The 14,948-nt window shown below is 60.6% G+C and carries 12 protein-coding genes; 9 read left to right on the top strand and 3 right to left on the bottom strand.

Annotation, left to right across the window (positions count from 1 at the left end; genetic code table 11):
- The first annotated feature begins 3 nt into the window (after positions 1 to 3).
- The 7 genes from MMB74_RS09080 to MMB74_RS09050 all read left to right on the top strand — a co-directional run bounded on the left by MMB74_RS09080 (position 4) and on the right by MMB74_RS09050 (position 8,655).
- Positions 4 to 1,335: an FAD-binding oxidoreductase gene (locus MMB74_RS09080; RefSeq protein WP_277428293.1), complete on the top strand. Its 1,332-nt coding sequence runs from the start codon at positions 4 to 6 to the stop codon at positions 1,333 to 1,335.
- A gap of 17 nt (positions 1,336 to 1,352) precedes the next feature.
- Positions 1,353 to 2,846, top strand: coding sequence for an aldehyde dehydrogenase (locus tag MMB74_RS09075; RefSeq protein WP_277428292.1), 1,494 nt, complete (start codon positions 1,353 to 1,355; stop codon positions 2,844 to 2,846).
- A 13-nt stretch (positions 2,847 to 2,859) separates the two neighbouring features.
- Complete coding sequence (locus MMB74_RS09070) at positions 2,860 to 3,630, top strand: pyrroline-5-carboxylate reductase (protein WP_277428291.1); 771 nt, start codon at positions 2,860 to 2,862, stop codon at positions 3,628 to 3,630.
- Positions 3,631 to 3,801: 171 nt separating this feature from the next.
- Positions 3,802 to 4,830 carry a LysR substrate-binding domain-containing protein gene (locus MMB74_RS09065; RefSeq protein WP_277428290.1) on the top strand — a complete coding sequence of 343 codons (1,029 nt, stop codon included), beginning with the start codon at positions 3,802 to 3,804 and terminating at the stop codon, positions 4,828 to 4,830.
- Positions 4,831 to 4,891: 61 nt separating this feature from the next.
- The gene (locus MMB74_RS09060; protein ID WP_277428289.1) at positions 4,892 to 5,308 is read left to right on the top strand and encodes a cupin domain-containing protein; all 417 of its coding nucleotides are present in this window, start codon (positions 4,892 to 4,894) and stop codon (positions 5,306 to 5,308) included.
- Positions 5,309 to 5,789: 481 nt separating this feature from the next.
- The gene (locus MMB74_RS09055) at positions 5,790 to 6,938 is read left to right on the top strand and encodes a porin (RefSeq protein ID WP_277428288.1); all 1,149 of its coding nucleotides are present in this window, start codon (positions 5,790 to 5,792) and stop codon (positions 6,936 to 6,938) included.
- 190 nt (positions 6,939 to 7,128) lie between these two features.
- Positions 7,129 to 8,655 carry a methyl-accepting chemotaxis protein gene (locus MMB74_RS09050; protein ID WP_277428621.1) on the top strand — a complete coding sequence of 509 codons (1,527 nt, stop codon included), beginning with the start codon at positions 7,129 to 7,131 and terminating at the stop codon, positions 8,653 to 8,655.
- Between the two features lie 55 nt (positions 8,656 to 8,710).
- Here the strand turns inward: MMB74_RS09050 and MMB74_RS09045 are convergent, their stop codons facing one another.
- Positions 8,711 to 9,970 carry an aromatic ring-hydroxylating dioxygenase subunit alpha gene (locus tag MMB74_RS09045; protein ID WP_277428287.1) on the bottom strand — a complete coding sequence of 420 codons (1,260 nt, stop codon included), beginning with the start codon at positions 9,968 to 9,970 and terminating at the stop codon, positions 8,711 to 8,713.
- A gap of 280 nt (positions 9,971 to 10,250) precedes the next feature.
- On the opposite strand from MMB74_RS09045, the gene MMB74_RS09040 reads away from it, so the two are divergent.
- On the top strand, positions 10,251 to 11,189 hold the full coding sequence (locus tag MMB74_RS09040; RefSeq protein WP_277428286.1) for a LysR substrate-binding domain-containing protein: 939 nt from the start codon (positions 10,251 to 10,253) through the stop codon (positions 11,187 to 11,189).
- A 19-nt stretch (positions 11,190 to 11,208) separates the two neighbouring features.
- Here MMB74_RS09040 and MMB74_RS09035 read toward each other — a convergent pair whose 3' ends face one another.
- Positions 11,209 to 12,405, bottom strand: a complete 1,197-nt coding sequence (locus MMB74_RS09035) for a Xaa-Pro peptidase family protein (RefSeq protein WP_277428620.1) — start codon at positions 12,403 to 12,405, stop codon at positions 11,209 to 11,211.
- 122 nt (positions 12,406 to 12,527) lie between these two features.
- Positions 12,528 to 13,670, bottom strand: coding sequence for a hybrid-cluster NAD(P)-dependent oxidoreductase (locus tag MMB74_RS09030; RefSeq protein WP_277428285.1), 1,143 nt, complete (start codon positions 13,668 to 13,670; stop codon positions 12,528 to 12,530).
- A gap of 413 nt (positions 13,671 to 14,083) precedes the next feature.
- On the opposite strand from MMB74_RS09030, the gene MMB74_RS09025 reads away from it, so the two are divergent.
- A complete protein-coding gene (locus tag MMB74_RS09025) occupies positions 14,084 to 14,935 on the top strand; it encodes an N-formylglutamate amidohydrolase (RefSeq protein ID WP_277428284.1) in 852 nt (283 codons plus the stop codon).
- Positions 14,936 to 14,948: the final 13 nt, after the last annotated feature.

Genomic DNA, 14,948 nt, shown 5'->3' with positions numbered 1-14,948 from the left:
GGCATGGCCTCGAAACTGGAATTCGCGCGGTTTCCCGCTCCCGACGGCGTCAACGGTTGGTGGGAGAGCTTGCCGTCCGCCGCGCCGCCCGAGATCGTCGCGTCGGCGCATCGATACGATTGGGTCGTCATCGGCGGGGGCATTACGGGGCTGTGCGCCGCGCGCCGCTTGGCTGAATTGGCGCCCGCCGCTCCCATTGCATTGGTGGAAGCCGACCGCATCGGGCGCACGACCGCGGGGCGCAATTCCGGTTTCTTTGTCGATCTACCGCACGATATCAGCAGCGAAAGCTACTCGCGCAGCGTCGAAGCCGATAAGGCCGACGTGCGGCTGCAACGTCACGGCATCGACTATGTCCGCTCGATCGTGCGCCGCCACGGCATCGATTGCGATTGGCGAGACGACGGCAAATTTCATGCGGCCGTCAACAAAAAAGGGCAAGCCGCACTGGCGCATTTCGCGGACGGCTTGGCCCGCATCGACGAGCGTTTCGAATGGCTCGACGAAGCGGCCATCGGCCAGGTGACCGGAACGAGCTTTTACCGCGGCGCGCTATTCACGCCCGGATGCAGCACGGTCCAACCCGCGGCGCTGATGCGAGGGCTGGCGGCGACGCTGCCGGAAAACGTGACGGTCTACGAAATGAGTGCGGTCAAGCGGATCGACGATCGCAGCGATACGAAAGTATTGAGCTTCGAGCAAGGCAGCATCGCCGCCAAGCACGTGATTCTCTGCACGAACGCGTATGCGGCCGCCTTTGGGGGGCACCCGAACGGTTTGCTGCCGGTCTACACGTTCGCGTCCTTGACGGGCGTGATGACGGCCGACGAAGTCGACAGGCTAGGAGGCGCGCGCTCCTGGGCGCTCATTCCGGCCGACCCGATGGGCACGACAGTTCGCCGTTTGGCGACCGATCGCATCTGCGTGCGCAATCACTTCGCCTTCAGGCCCGGTCTCGAGGTATCGCAGGCAGACCTCGCGAAGGCGAAGCGTTTGCACCAACGCTCGTTCGACCGGCGTTTTCCGATGCTGGAGCACGTGGAGCTCGAATATACATGGGGTGGCCCGTTGTGCCTGTCAGCGAACAACGGCGCATTGTTTGGGCAGCGCGGCGACGGTGTCTTCGAAGCCGTAGGTTGCAACGGGCTGGGGCTGAGCCGCGGCTCAGCGTCGGGCAAGCTCATCGCGGAGCACGCGCTCGGTCAATCGAGCGATCTCATGCATCAGCTCTTGAATCAGCCGCATCCGCGGTCGCTGCCCGTGCGGCCCATTGCCGACGTTGCAGTAACGGCTGCGATTTGGGTCAAGGAATTTACGGCAGGGGCCGAACTTTAATTTTCAGGGACGACACCATGGCGACTCATCAGGAATGGATGCAAAGGGCGGAAGCATTGCGACTGGACGGGCGCGCGTTCATCGCCGGTGAACGATGTTTCGCCCTATCGAATGAAACATTCGCGACCCTCAATCCGTCGACCGGGAAGACGTTGGCGCAGGTGGCGAAGTGCGATGCGAACGACGTCGATCGCGCGGTCGCGGCGGCGAGAACGGCGTTCGACAGTGGCGTGTGGTCGAAGATCATGCCTGCGCAGCGCAAAGCCGTGCTGCTCCGGTTGGCGCAATTGATCGACGAGAACGCCGAAGAACTGGCGTTGCTCGAAGCGCTCGAAGCGGGCAAGCCGATCGGCGAATGCCTTGGCCTCGATATTCCGGAATCGGCGGCCTGCATCCGGTGGCATGCCGAGGCGACGGACAAGCGCTACGACGCGCTTTCGCCTTCGGGGCCGAACGTCGTAAGCATGATTACGCGCGAGCCGATCGGCGTGGTCGGCGCGGTGTTGCCGTGGAATTTCCCGGCGCTCATGCTGGCGTGGAAGATCGGGCCTGCGCTTTCGGTCGGCAACAGCGTCGTGGTCAAGCCTGCCGAGCAGACGTCGCTCTCGACGCTGCGCATCGCCGACCTTGCGTTGGAGGCGGGCGTGCCGGCGGGCGTCTTCAGCGTCGTTACGGGGTTCGGCGAGGGCGCGGGGCAGGCGATCGGCTGTCATGCGGACGTCGACTTGGTTGCGTTCACGGGTTCGACCGAGACGGGTAAGCGATTTCTGCGCTACTCGGCCGATACGAATCTGAAGCGCGTCGTGTTGGAGTGCGGGGGCAAGAACCCTCAAATCGTTCTGCCGGACGTCGCGAATTTGGATGTCGTGGCCGAAAACGCCGTGGCCGCGGCCTTTTGGAACATGGGCGAGAATTGCAGCGCGGGCTCTCGCATCATCGTGCCTGCCGCGATGAAAGCGCAACTCCTGCAAAAGATCCTGGCCGTACTCGAGGACTGGAAGACGGGCGATCCGCTCGATCCCGAAGTGAAGCTCGGTTCGTTGATCGAACGGCCGCACTATGACAAGGTGCTCGCGCACATTGAGAAGGCCAAGGCCGAAGGCGCGCACTTGGTGTGCGGCGGAAAGGCCACGCTGACTGCGAGCGGCGGCTGGTTCGTCGAGCCGACGATTTTCGACGACGTGACGCCGCAAATGACGATCGCGCGTGAAGAAGTGTTCGGGCCAGTGCTGTGCTTCATCGAATACGACGATGTCGAAGACGCGATTCGAATTGCGAACGACACTTGCTATGGCCTCGCCGCATCGCTATGGACGGATAACGTCAATCACGCGCACAAGGTGGCGGCACGGATCCGGGCGGGCACGGTGACGGTGAACTGCTTCGGCGAAGGAGATTTGTCGACGCCGTTCGGTGGCTTCAAGCAATCGGGCTTCGGCGGTCGAGACAAATCGATTTACGCGCACGATCAGTATTGCGAACTGAAAACCACTTGGCTGAGGCTGGAATGAATAGGGAGAGCAAATGAGGCTCGGATTCATAGGCGCCGGGGTGATCACGCAGGCCGTCGTTACGGGCCTGGTTCGCTTCGGCGTTCCCTTCGAGCGTATTGCGCTGTCGCCGCGCAATGCGGCGATCGCCGCTGTGCTCGCGGCGACCGATGCGCGGGTGCGCGTCTGCCGGGACAACCAAACGGTGCTCGATACCGCCGACGTGGTTTGCCTCGCTGTCGTTCCGCAGATTGCCGAAGCCGTGCTGAGCGAACTCGTATTCGATGCACGCCATTGTGTCATCAGCTTCGTTGCCGGGCTGTCGATCGAGGAGGTGCGCAAACTAACGCAACCGGCGAAGACGGTCGTGCGCGCCATCCCTTTGCCGGCGGTGGCCGAGGGCAAGGGAAGCACGGTGATTTGTCCGGCCGATCCGATCGCGCTGCGGCTCTTTGTGGCGCTCGGGGCGGCCGTCGAAGTCGACGACGAGCGCAAGTTCGACGCGCTGTCGGCGGCGACGGCGACCATGGCCAGCTTCTATGCGGTCCTGGATGCGCAGGCCGCGTGGCTCGTACGCCAGGGGTTGACGTATGAGGCGGCCCGCACGTTTCTGTCCGGGTATTACGTCGGGTTGGCCCATGATGCCGCGCGCACGCCGCAGCCCTTCGCCGCATTGATCGACCACTGCATGACGCTGGGCGGCATCAACGAACAGGTTCATACGGAGCTGTCGCAGCGCGGAACCTACGCGCACTACGGCGATGCGCTAGATAAGGTCATGAAGCGGATCACGGGCGGCGCTTAGCGCTCGCCGAGCGGCACAGGGGGGACTGTCTTGCCAACGGGCGGACGTGCTATCAAACTACTCGCCTGACATGTGCGCGGTGGCGCAAGGACCGTCGTAGGATCGACGCACTCCGCGATGATTTTGGCCGGCGGACCAGGGGCTCAGATGTCCGCGTGAAGGGTGATAGCCATGCAAAAGAAGCAAGTGTTCGCGGATAGACTTCTCGCGCAAATGCCGTCGTTACGCGCGTTGAAGTGCTTTGTCACGGCGGCGCGATACGAGAGTTTTACGCAAGCGGCAGAAGTACTCTGCGTAACCCAAGCGGCGATCAGCCGGCAGATCAAAGAACTCGAAGATTCGCTGGACGTCGCCCTATTCGAGCGCACCGGGCGGCATATCGCGCTGACGGACGCGGGTCGCATTCTCTACAACGCGTCGTATTTGTCGATCATGAACATCGCGGAAGCGGCGGAGGCTGTGCGCCGCTCGGATAGACATGCGTTGACGATCTGCGTGTCGCACACGTTTTCGGCGTTGTGGCTTTCGTCGCGGCTGCCCGCGTTCCGCAAGCGGTATCCGGATATCCGCTTGCACGTGATGGTGACCGAGCATTTCATGGAGCTCGACGGGCTCATGGAGCCCGATGTCATCATCACCAAGATTCCGCCGCGCGAGGTGGAGTACGAGGTCGAGCCGCTCTTTCACGACATCGTTTACCCGGTGTGCAGCCCGTCGTTCCATGAGCGGCGTTTCTATGGTAAATCGTTGAAGCCGCTCGATTTGCTGTCGCACCCAACCCTGAATCTATCGCTGCTCGGTCGCGCGCAGGTCTGCGAGCATGTCGACTGGCGTGTTTGGCGCAACTGGTTTCAGCAAAGCGAAGGCGCCGAGATGCTGCTCGAGAACGAACATCTCGAGAGCAACGACTACCGCTTGCTCGTCGCGCAAGCGGAAGCGGGCGAGGGCACCTTGCTTGGCTGGCACCATCTCGTGCATCGGCAGGTCGAGTCGGGACAACTCGTTCGGCCGGTGAAGGACGCGCTCGTATTCACCGATCGCCATCACTATCTCGTTACGCAGAAGAATGCCAAGCTTCGCCCGGAGTATCTGCACTTCCGAGAATGGCTCTCCGAGGAAGTCAACGCGATGATGCGCGAATGGAATGGCGCCACAGCCGGGATCGCCAAACAGCCGGAGCACCCGCGAACGTCGCATTGAATGCAGGGCGCGACAGGCGGTGGTTGTGCCAGCTGTCATAGCCGAACAGAGGAGAGATACGATGACGACGAAGCCGATCGAGGATGAAACGCCTGTCCTTGCTGGATTGAAAGTGAAGAACGGCCGACGCTGGTATTCGATCGACGAGCGGGACTGGCAGCCGATGAAGATCGGCGACACTGCGCTGCAGGGCTTTTCCTGGATTCCGGTCGCGCAGGACGAGAGCGGTGCATGGACGAGCTACTGGATGCGCCTCGCGGCGGGTGCGCGCTCGTTCGAACATCGGCACGACTCGACCGAGTTGATCGTGATTCTCGATGGCGTGTTCACAGATGACGACGGCACCGACTTCCACCCGGGGCAGACCGTCTGCTATCCCGCCGGCTCGCGGCACAGCACATCGTCGGCGTATGGATGCACGGTGCTCGTCGTGGCGCGCACTGAATCGTCGATCGTCAACGAGGGGGCTTCTTCTTAAAGGTAGTCCCTAGTAGAAATTCGATGAACGGATGGGCGAGCCAAAGAGCGGCTCGCCTTTTTTTTAAGCGCATGCAGTGTAACCGCTCCCATTACTAAAGGTATCGCATTGCGTAGAGGAAATGTATCGAGACCGGGAAAATTGGCTTGATACGCTGCGGTTGCCCTTGTTGCCCTTGAGCGGATCCTTACTCTCGCTTCGATAGAGATACCGAGGCGCTAGGCGCCTTCGGGAAATATCCTTCAGAAGATAAAGTTTGGACTACTAAATAAATGGCTGATAGTGGATCGGGTCAACGCCGGGTGACGACTGGGGCCACCTGAGCGCAATCGGCATGAGCAAGTGAATTGGAGCAGTACCTCAGGCGAATTCGTGCCAGGGGAGGTGGGGAAGCGTCAGCACGCTGGTGCCGTTAGAGCGCCGTCGCAGCTGGCATTTGATGTTAATCAGAAATTGGATATTTCGTCTTGGGGACTCTCATATGAAAAAGATGAAGCTGCTATTGCCCGCGTTGACCATGGCGATTGCCGTACCCGCGCTTGCGCAGAATGCCGTGACGCTTTATGGCGTGATCGACGAAGGCTTGGACTTCACCAACAACGTTCGCGGCAACAAGGTCTACGAACTGCAAAGCGGCTACGTCCAGGGTAGTCGGTGGGGCCTGAAAGGCGCGGAAGATCTCGGCGGTGGTCTGAAAGCGGTGTTCCAGCTCGAGAACGGCTTCAACGTGAACAACGGCGCCCTGGGTCAAGGTGGCCGCATGTTTGGTCGCCAGGCGTACGTAGGCCTCGTCAGCAACAACCTGGGTACTGTCACGCTCGGTCGCCAGTACGACAGCCTGGTCGATTACCTCGCACAGACGACGGCTAATGGCAACTGGGCCGGCTATCTGTTCTCCCATCCGTACGATAACGACAATACGGATAACTCGTTCCGAGTCAACAACACGGTGAAGTATACGAGCCCGAGCTTCGCGGGCTTGCAGGTTGGCGGCACGTACAGCTTCAGCAACGACACGAATTTCGCGAACAATCGCCAATACAGCGTGGGCGGGCAATACGCAAACGGAGGGCTGCTGGTTGCGGCCGCTTATTTGCAGGCGAACAACCCTGGGGCGACGACGGGTGGGGCGATCAGCAGCACGGGAGACTCGAATTTCGCCGCGACGCGGCTGCGCATCTTCGGTGCGGGCGTGAACTACACGTTTGGTCCGGCGACTGTCGGCTTTGCGTACACAAATACGTACTTCTCGCAGCCAACGAGCACGGAATACGTCGGGTCCATTACGCCGTCCACGGGAACGCTGTCGAGCTTGCGTTTCCAGAACTTCGAGCTAAACGGCAAGTACCAATTCACGCCTGCGTTCTTCGTCGGAGCGATGTACACATACACGCGCGCAAACTTCAACACGACGACCGGAAATTCGAAGCCGAATTATCAGACGATCGGCCTGATGGCGGACTACAACCTGTCCAAGCGCACGGACGTCTATCTCCAGGGCGCGTATCAGCACGTTGGCGGCGACAAGACGGGGACCGCGCTTGACGTGGCCTACGTTCCGGGGGCGGCAGACGTTTCGTCGAATCGGAGTCAGCTCGTCACGCGCGTCGCGATTCGGCATAAATTCTGACCTGCGACGGCAATTGAACATTGCGTATAGATAAGAAATGAAGTGAGCCGCGCACTCATGCCGGGAAGGCGGATGAGTGCGCGTTCTGCCGTCTTGCCGCCGGGTTCGATGCCCAGCGGCAATCCAGGCGGCGCATCCCTTGTCCGGGGAGGGGATGATGAAGCGTCTCATACACAGCGTCTGATTCAAGATTTTCGTCACGTTCGGCGTATTCGTGATGCTGATGGCGGGCGTCGAAATTTTCGGCGGGGTAAGTCTATCGAGCGTGAATGCGAACATGCGCGGCTCCTACACGGCGAGCACCATTCCGATCGCGGATCTGTCGGATATCCGTGCGGCACTGCTCGACACGCGGTTACAGGTTCACTTGATCGAGATGTATCGCGATGCTGGGCGCACGAAGGCCGGCATCGAGCGGATTCGTGCCGACCAGACGAGCATTCAGCACGCGTGGAAACGCTATGTCGAACAAGGCGCAACGAGCGAGAAGGAGCGTGCGCTCACCGCGCAAATCAAGAAGGCACTGCCGCAGTTCGATGCGTTGACCGAGCAATTGGTCGGCGAACTGAGTGCCGGCAGCTATTTCGGCGCCGTGCCGGATATCGACAGCCACGAGGAAATCGCGCAATCGTTGGGCAAGCTCGTCGAGGACGCGGTGGTATTGCACAACAGTCAAGCTCGGGAATTCGCGGACGATAGCGACGCAACCTATCGCCGGTTCCTGTGGACTTCGATTGCCTTGGCGACATTGTGTTTCCTGGTTGGGACGGCTCTTGCCTGCCACTTGTCGGGCGCAGTGACCCTGCCGTTGAAGGGCGCGGTGCGCGTGGCGAATCGAATCGCGGCTGGGACGCTGGGAAATCCATACGGCGGCAAGCGTTCTCAGGATGAGTTCGGGCAGTTGTTGCTGGCATTGGAAAAGATGGACCGGCAATTGAGCGACACGGTAAGCGGGATCAAAGCGAGCAGCGAATCGGTCAACGTGGCGGCGAGCGAGATCTCTAGCGGCAACGCCGACCTCTCGGCCCGGACCGAAGAGCAGGCAGCGTCGTTGGGAGAGACGGCTTCGAGCATGACGCAATTGACCGAGACCGTCAGACGAAACGCGGAAAGTGCGCGCGAGGCCAACAGGCTGGCAGTGCGCGCGAGCACAATGGCCGATGCAGGCAACGGGGCGATGCAAGGGATGGTCCGAACCATCGAAACGATAAGCGGCAGTTCGACGAGAATTTCGGAGATCACCGCGGTGATCGAATCGATTGCATTTCAGACCAACATTCTCGCCTTGAACGCAGCGGTCGAGGCTGCGCGCGCGGGGGAGCAAGGACGCGGGTTTGCCGTGGTGGCAAGCGAAGTCCGCGCGCTCGCTCAGCGTTCCGCGGACGCCGCAAAAGAAATCAAGGCATTGCTCGACTCGTCCGTCGAGACGATCCGTTTCGGCGCGACACAGGCGAACGAGGTTGGTTCGACGATTGGCGAGGTCGTGCTGGCCGTGAAGCAGGTGTCAGGCATTGTCGGTGAGATCGCGTCGGCCTCGGAAGAGCAAAGCCGAGGAATCGACCAGGTACAGCAAGCCGTCGTGCAAATGGACGAGATGACGCAGCAAAACGCGGCACTCGTAGAGCAAGCGGCCGCCGCGGCCGAATCGCTTTCGGAGCAGGCGATGAGCTTGCAGCGAGCCGTGTCGGTGTTTACGGTATTGGACGATAACGGGTAGCCGCATGCCGGTGGGGCGGGTGCAACTCAATTGCCCCCGCCCGCATCGCAGAAACTTAGACCCCGCTCGCTTTCAGTCGAGCGTCATACCAGCGAGCAAATTGCTCGAGCGCGCCCTCGGTGTACTTCGAGTACGGACCCGGCACATAGCCCGGATCCTGCGTTCCATTGTGCGTGTTGCCGACGAGTTCGGCGTCCTGCGTAGTGGTGGCGATCCATACTTCAGTCAGCTTCTTCAGATCGTAGTCGACACCTTCCACGGCATTCTCGTTCACGAGCCACACGGTACGCACGCGTGTTTCGTCCGGCGCGAGCGGAATGGCATAGGCGATGACGGCGTGGTCGCTCATTACGTGCGTCCACGAGTGATGGCCCCACATGTGCACGTCGCCGAGATCGCGGCGTTGCAAGTTGCCCAGAAGCTTCGTGCTCGCAACCTTGGTATCCATCGTTTGCGATTCGCCGGCGTTGGCGATCACGAGCCGCTGCGAGCGGAAATTCGTCTCGACGCTTTCATCGAGCGATTCGAACAATTCGCAAACATAGCCGTCTTTTTCCCAGTCTTCCTTGCGGGCAGCGTTGTTTGCGAGGTACTCCTCGTAGTCGGCCAGCGACGCCTCGCTTTGGCCGTCGGGGCAAAAGCCGAAATCATGCGCCAGGAACGACTGAGTCAGCTCCGGGTGCGTGCCGCCGCAGTGGTAGCACTCACGGTTGTTCTCCATGACGAGCTTCCAGTTGCCGTTCTCGACGATGTCCATCTCGTGCGCGATCTTCGTATGCTGCATATCGTACGGAGCAAAGCGCGGGGTCATGACCGTCTCGAGCGTCGAGATGTCGTCAGGCGCCTCGTCAGCGAGGCAAACGAAGATATGTGCGCCGACGACTTTGATATGGACCGGGAGCAGGCTACGGCAATCCTTGTCGAATTCGCGACCCATATGCGTGGCGTGGCGCAGGCTGCCGTCGAGGTCGTACGTCCACTGGTGATAGGGGCAAACCAACATGCCGACGGTGACTTTGCCGGCGCTCTTGACGAGGCGCGAGCCGCGATGCCGGCAAATGTTTCGGAATGCGCGGATGTTTTCGTCGTCATCGCGAAGAATCAGGATCGAAGCTTTGCCGACATCGACCGCAAAGACATCGCCGGGCTCCGGCACGTCGGCCGTTACCGCGACGAGAATCCACCGTTTATGAAAGAAGACATCCATGTCCGTTTCGAACACGTCTTGGCTTCCGAAGAGCTCGCCAGGCATCCCGTATCCGGGCTCCCGGCTATCCAGCAGCTCGCGGTGGGTCTTGATGGGAATGACAGACATTTGCGCCTCCAATAGGTTGTGGGTTCGGTTTTCCCAATGATTTCCATCAAGTATTGGAGTGACGATAAGTAGCGTCAACGCGCTTTATTTTGTCGATCGCATTACTTTGAGTTATGCCGGACGATGCGTTATATCGGTAGCATCTCACGCATGGGAGGGCGGCGAATCGCCTGCGTACGCGCCAGCCGCGTGGGGTGCTTCCGGGTTGACCGCGAAACCATATCGTCCGAGGATTGAGCGCCGGAAACCGACATGCAAACAAACCGAACCGTGGGTCGAGATGGCAAAAGGAACTAAGGGGTATCGACGCATCGTGCCGTCCTTGACCGCGCTGGTCGAGTTCGAGGCGGTGGCGCGCTTGGGCAGCTTCACTCGTGCCGCGACCGAGCTCGGGGTGACCCAGGCCGCGGTTAGCCGGCAAGTGCGGTTTCTAGAGGAGACGCTGGGCGTGCGCCTGTTTCATCGCCTGCATCGGTCTATCGTGTTGACGAAGGAGGGCGAGGCGCTATACGTCGTCGTTGCGGAATCAATGCAGAAGATCGCCGGTGTCTTCGACCGGCTATCGATTGGTGCGGAGCAGCAGGAGCTCGTGCTGGCGTCGACCGCACCGTTCGCTCAACTGCGTCTGCTGCCGCGGCTGCCGAATCTGAAGAAGCTCGATCCGCCTTTGCAGTTACGATTGACCACGCAGATGTTTACCGCCGACCTTCGCCACGTCGAGGTCGATGTCGCCGTGCGTTACGGGGACGGTAGCTGGGCGGACGGCACCTCGGTCTTGCTATTCGACGAAGAAGTGTTTCCTGTGTGCTCGCCCGGCTTTCTCGAGGAACACCCAATGCCGGCCTCGTTCGAAGTGCTTGCCGGTTTGCCACTCGTCGAATCGGATTCCACCTACGAGGGATGGATGGGCTGGGAAGCGTGGTTTCGATCGGTGGGCTTTCGGCCGCCGAAATTGAATTTCGTGCTGCGAAGCAGCCTGTATACCGATGCCGTCCAGGCAGCGAAGTATGGCCAAGGCGTTGCACTCGGCTGGAGCCGGCTGGTACACGACCAGCTCGTGCGAGGCGAACTGGTGCGTCTCATGACCGCCTCGTGCAAACCGCGCGACGCCTATTATGTGGTCGTCCCTCATGGCAGAACGATTACGCCGGCCGTGACGCGGCTGATCGACTGGCTGCGCGAAGAAGAGCCGGTTTGCCTCAAAGATCATCCGGCATGATTGCTTTCGGCTGCAACGCTTAGAGCCAATCGGTTTCGAAACTGCAATCGGTCAGCGAAACGCAACCCTGCTCGGTGAGCGCCACCTGCTGCTCGAGCTTGACGCCTTGCATACCGCCGTCCGCACCGATGTAACTTTCGACGCATAGGGTCATGCCTACTTCGAACTGGCCGTCGTAACCCGCGCTGTCCCAATCGATTCGATGCGCAATCGAGGGATATTCGTCGACCATGCCGATGCCGTGCGCTAGACAGCAGTAGCGGTTCTTGAGGAATTGATCTGGAATGTTCCAGGCCTTGTCCGAAAATTCTCGGAACGTCATGCCCGGCTTTAATAGATCCATATTGAAGTGAATTTGCGAGTACGCATACTCGTACAACTTGCGCTGCTCGTCCGAGGGGCGGCCGTCGCCGACGAGCCACGTGCGTGAAATGTCGGAGCAATAACCGTTAGGCCCGACCATGTCGGTGTCGAAGGCGAGTAACTCACCGTCTTGCAAGACACGCGAAGAACACTCGTGCATCCACGGATTGGTGCGGTCCCCGGAGGCGAGCAAGCGCGTTTCAATCCACTCACCGCCGTTGCGAATGTTTTCGTAATGAAGGTTGGCCCAGATCTCGTTCTCGGTGAAGCCGGGGCGAAGCTCGCGCCGCATGCGCTCGATGCCCTTCTCGGCGGTGCGCAAGGATTCGCCCATCAAGACCAACTCGCCCGACGACTTGATTGAGCGCGCTGTCTCCATGACGGCCAGGCCGTCGAGCAGCGCTATTCCATGCTTTTCCAAATAGGCGGTGCCGAACGGGTCGAGTCGATCGACCGCGAGGCGCAGCTCGCCAGGAGCGTGCTTTTGCAGGACATCGATGATTTCGGCGCCCCAAATTTCGGCGCGGTGTTCCGCTTCGTGACCAGCGTTGAAGAACGTCCAACTGACGGGACACCGAAGTTCTACGTTGAGATCGAGCCCGTCCCATACGTGGTCGCTGCTATGAAACTCCCAGGCGGCGATATGGCCGTTCGCGAAAACCATGACGTATCGCGCGGGATTGCGTCCGCACCACACTTGCATGTTCGACGTGTCGGTCGCATAGCGAATGTTGACCGGGTCATAGAGCAAGATGGCGGGGATGTTTTGCTTGAGCAGTTGCGCCTTCACACGGGCGAGGCGATATGCGCGTACATCTCGCAAGATCGCCGCTTTGCTGTTCGGTGTAGCCATGCTGGGTGCATCGAAGCCCGGATCACCTGCCATACTGCGTCTCCTAAATCGATTTGGATGAATGTGTTTTGGGAAAACGCGCCAGGCCAGCGGCGATCGAGCGGCGGGCGCTTGCCGACCGGCTAAAGTTCGAGCACCAAGTCCGACGTCGGGCGGCTGCAACAGAGCAGCCGGAATCCTTTCTGGATCTCTCGATCGCGGATGCCGCCGTTGTGTTTCGTCTCGACTTCGCCCTCGATCACTTTGGTCTTGCAGGTCCCGCAGATGCCTTGACTGCATGAGGAGGGGATCGGAACGCCAGCTTTTTTCGCAGCCGCGAGCACGGTTTCGGAAGCGGTCATCGTGAACGTTTTCTGCGAACGTGAGAGCTTGACGGTGAAGGTTTCTTGCGATGTTTGGGACGCGTCGCACTTCGGCGCGGCAGCCTCGGCCACAGCCCCCGCCGAGATATCGAAGCTTTCCTGGTGGTAACGAGCCGGATCGTGGCCGCCCTCGCTAAGCAAAGTGCGCACGGCGCTCATATACCCGCGGGGGCCGCAGGTGAATACTTCACGCTCGGCATAATCCGGCACCCATTCGGACAGAAGCTGAAGACTGAGCCGGCCAGTGGGCCCGGACCAATCGGTTTCGCCGCCGATGCCTTCGCAAAGGAAGAACGTGCGAAGGCGAGGGGAGAGCGCGACGAGCCTTTCCAGTTCCTTTCGAAAAACGATGTCTGCAGGTGTTCTGGCGCTATGAACGAATACGATGTCGCGATCGAGCCCGAGGTCGATGCCGGCACGCGTCATCGACATCAAAGGCGTCACGCCCGAACCCGCGGACAGGTAAAGCGATTTTTCGGCGCCGGGGGCCGACGTCGGCGTGAAGCTGCCCGATGGGCCATACGCACGCAATTGACCGCCTGCCTTCAGATTGTCGTGAAGCCAGTTCGACACGGCGCCGCCCGGCACGCGCTTGACAGTGATCGAAAGCAAATAGGGACGCGTCGGCGGCGACGAAATCGTGTAGCAGCGCTGGACTAGCTGCCCTTGCACGTTCGCCGATATGGTCATGAACTGACCCGGTTCGAAGCGCACCGACGAGCCGTCTCCCACGCGGAATTCAAAGCTTTTGACATCGTGGGTTTCGTCCACCACACGCGCGCAGGTTAGGATCTGCTCTTCACCGCTTACCCAAAGCTTCCCGCCACTCTCCCAGGTGCTGGGGTTCGAGAATCGATCTTCGGCTTGCAGCGCGGGGACGAACATTCTTTCTACCGAGTTCATAGCGTCAATTCTGTTGGGACACCTTGCGCGCTCGTTCGGCTGCTGACCAGCGTGTGAACCGCTCAACGTGCATTGTCGTGAATCGCGAAGGCTCTTCTCATACCGCGGCGCGACGTTAAGACACGCCCTCGCTGTGATTCGAGTATTGGTGGGGGGCGAGGGCAGCGTCAATGCGCTTTATTTTCCGGGGCGCATTACATTAGGTTATGCGTCGAGCGCGTCCGGCAGCGTGGCCAGTCGGCAGCGAGACGGGGACATACTTAAGCCCCGCTTATAGACAGGTAAAGCCGCGCTTACGATCGCTCCGAGCGGTACGGGTTCCACTACCGTGAGTTCTCTACGTTTGGTCACACATCGCCTCGTTGCTCCTCGAGCAACCGGGCAGAGCACGACGCAAACCTGAGGGCCCCACGATGCAGAACACGGCTTACGGACACATGGTCAGCGCCGACTCGCCGATCCTCCTCGTCATGCCGCATACGGGCGCCGATATCCCCGAGGACCTGCGCAGATTCCCTTCCTGGCGCGACGTTCAAGGCCGCGTCGCCGACCCGGCCGGACTCGCGCTGCAGGCGGCGGCGCAGCACCACGGCGTTTCGTGTATTTCAGCGCGCTATCACCCCTGCGTGATCGACCTGAACGTCGCCACTTTCGACCGTCCCCTGTCTCGCCGCTTGAATCGCAACGGTCTGTGCCGCACTCACACCGCGCGAGGCGAACCGCTGTACGACCCGGGATGCGAGCCGAGCGACGCTGAGATAGACGCGCGCGTCAAAGCGTATTGGCTCCCTTTTCATGAAGCTGTTGCTCGGGAACGCTCACGTCTTAGAGCGCGCCACGACAATGTGCTGTTGTTGATCTTTCATGCGAGTTTTTGGCTATCGCCTTTTCGCGATCAGGTCGATGCCTCCGATTGCAACATCGGCACGGCGCGCGGCAAATCCTGCGATCGCCGCCTAGTGAAATCCCTGACGGAGCGGGTCAAGGCAGACGGCCGGTCATGGGTGGTCAATGGCAAGATCGCCGACGCGTTTGCGGCCGAACACTACGGCAGGCCGGACGACGGCATCCATGCAATGGAGATCGAGGTCGCAGGCCGCTGGCGGTCGGAATTCGAACGCAGGCGATTGGCAGGGGACGACGACAAGCAGGCCAATCTATCGGCGGCCGCCTTGTTCGCTGCGCTGGAAGCCGCCTTGCGTAACCTTGCGCCAGCGCACAGCGCAATGGGTCTTGCGGCACGGGTGCATGGCAGCGCAGACTAGCGGTGCGCGAGCC

Origin of the sequence: Trinickia sp. Y13, assembly GCF_029522115.1 — a bacterium.
GTDB lineage: Bacteria > Pseudomonadota > Gammaproteobacteria > Burkholderiales > Burkholderiaceae > Trinickia.
The sequence above is the reverse complement of the archived record's forward strand: the minus strand, read 5'-3'. Positions and strand labels throughout refer to the sequence as shown.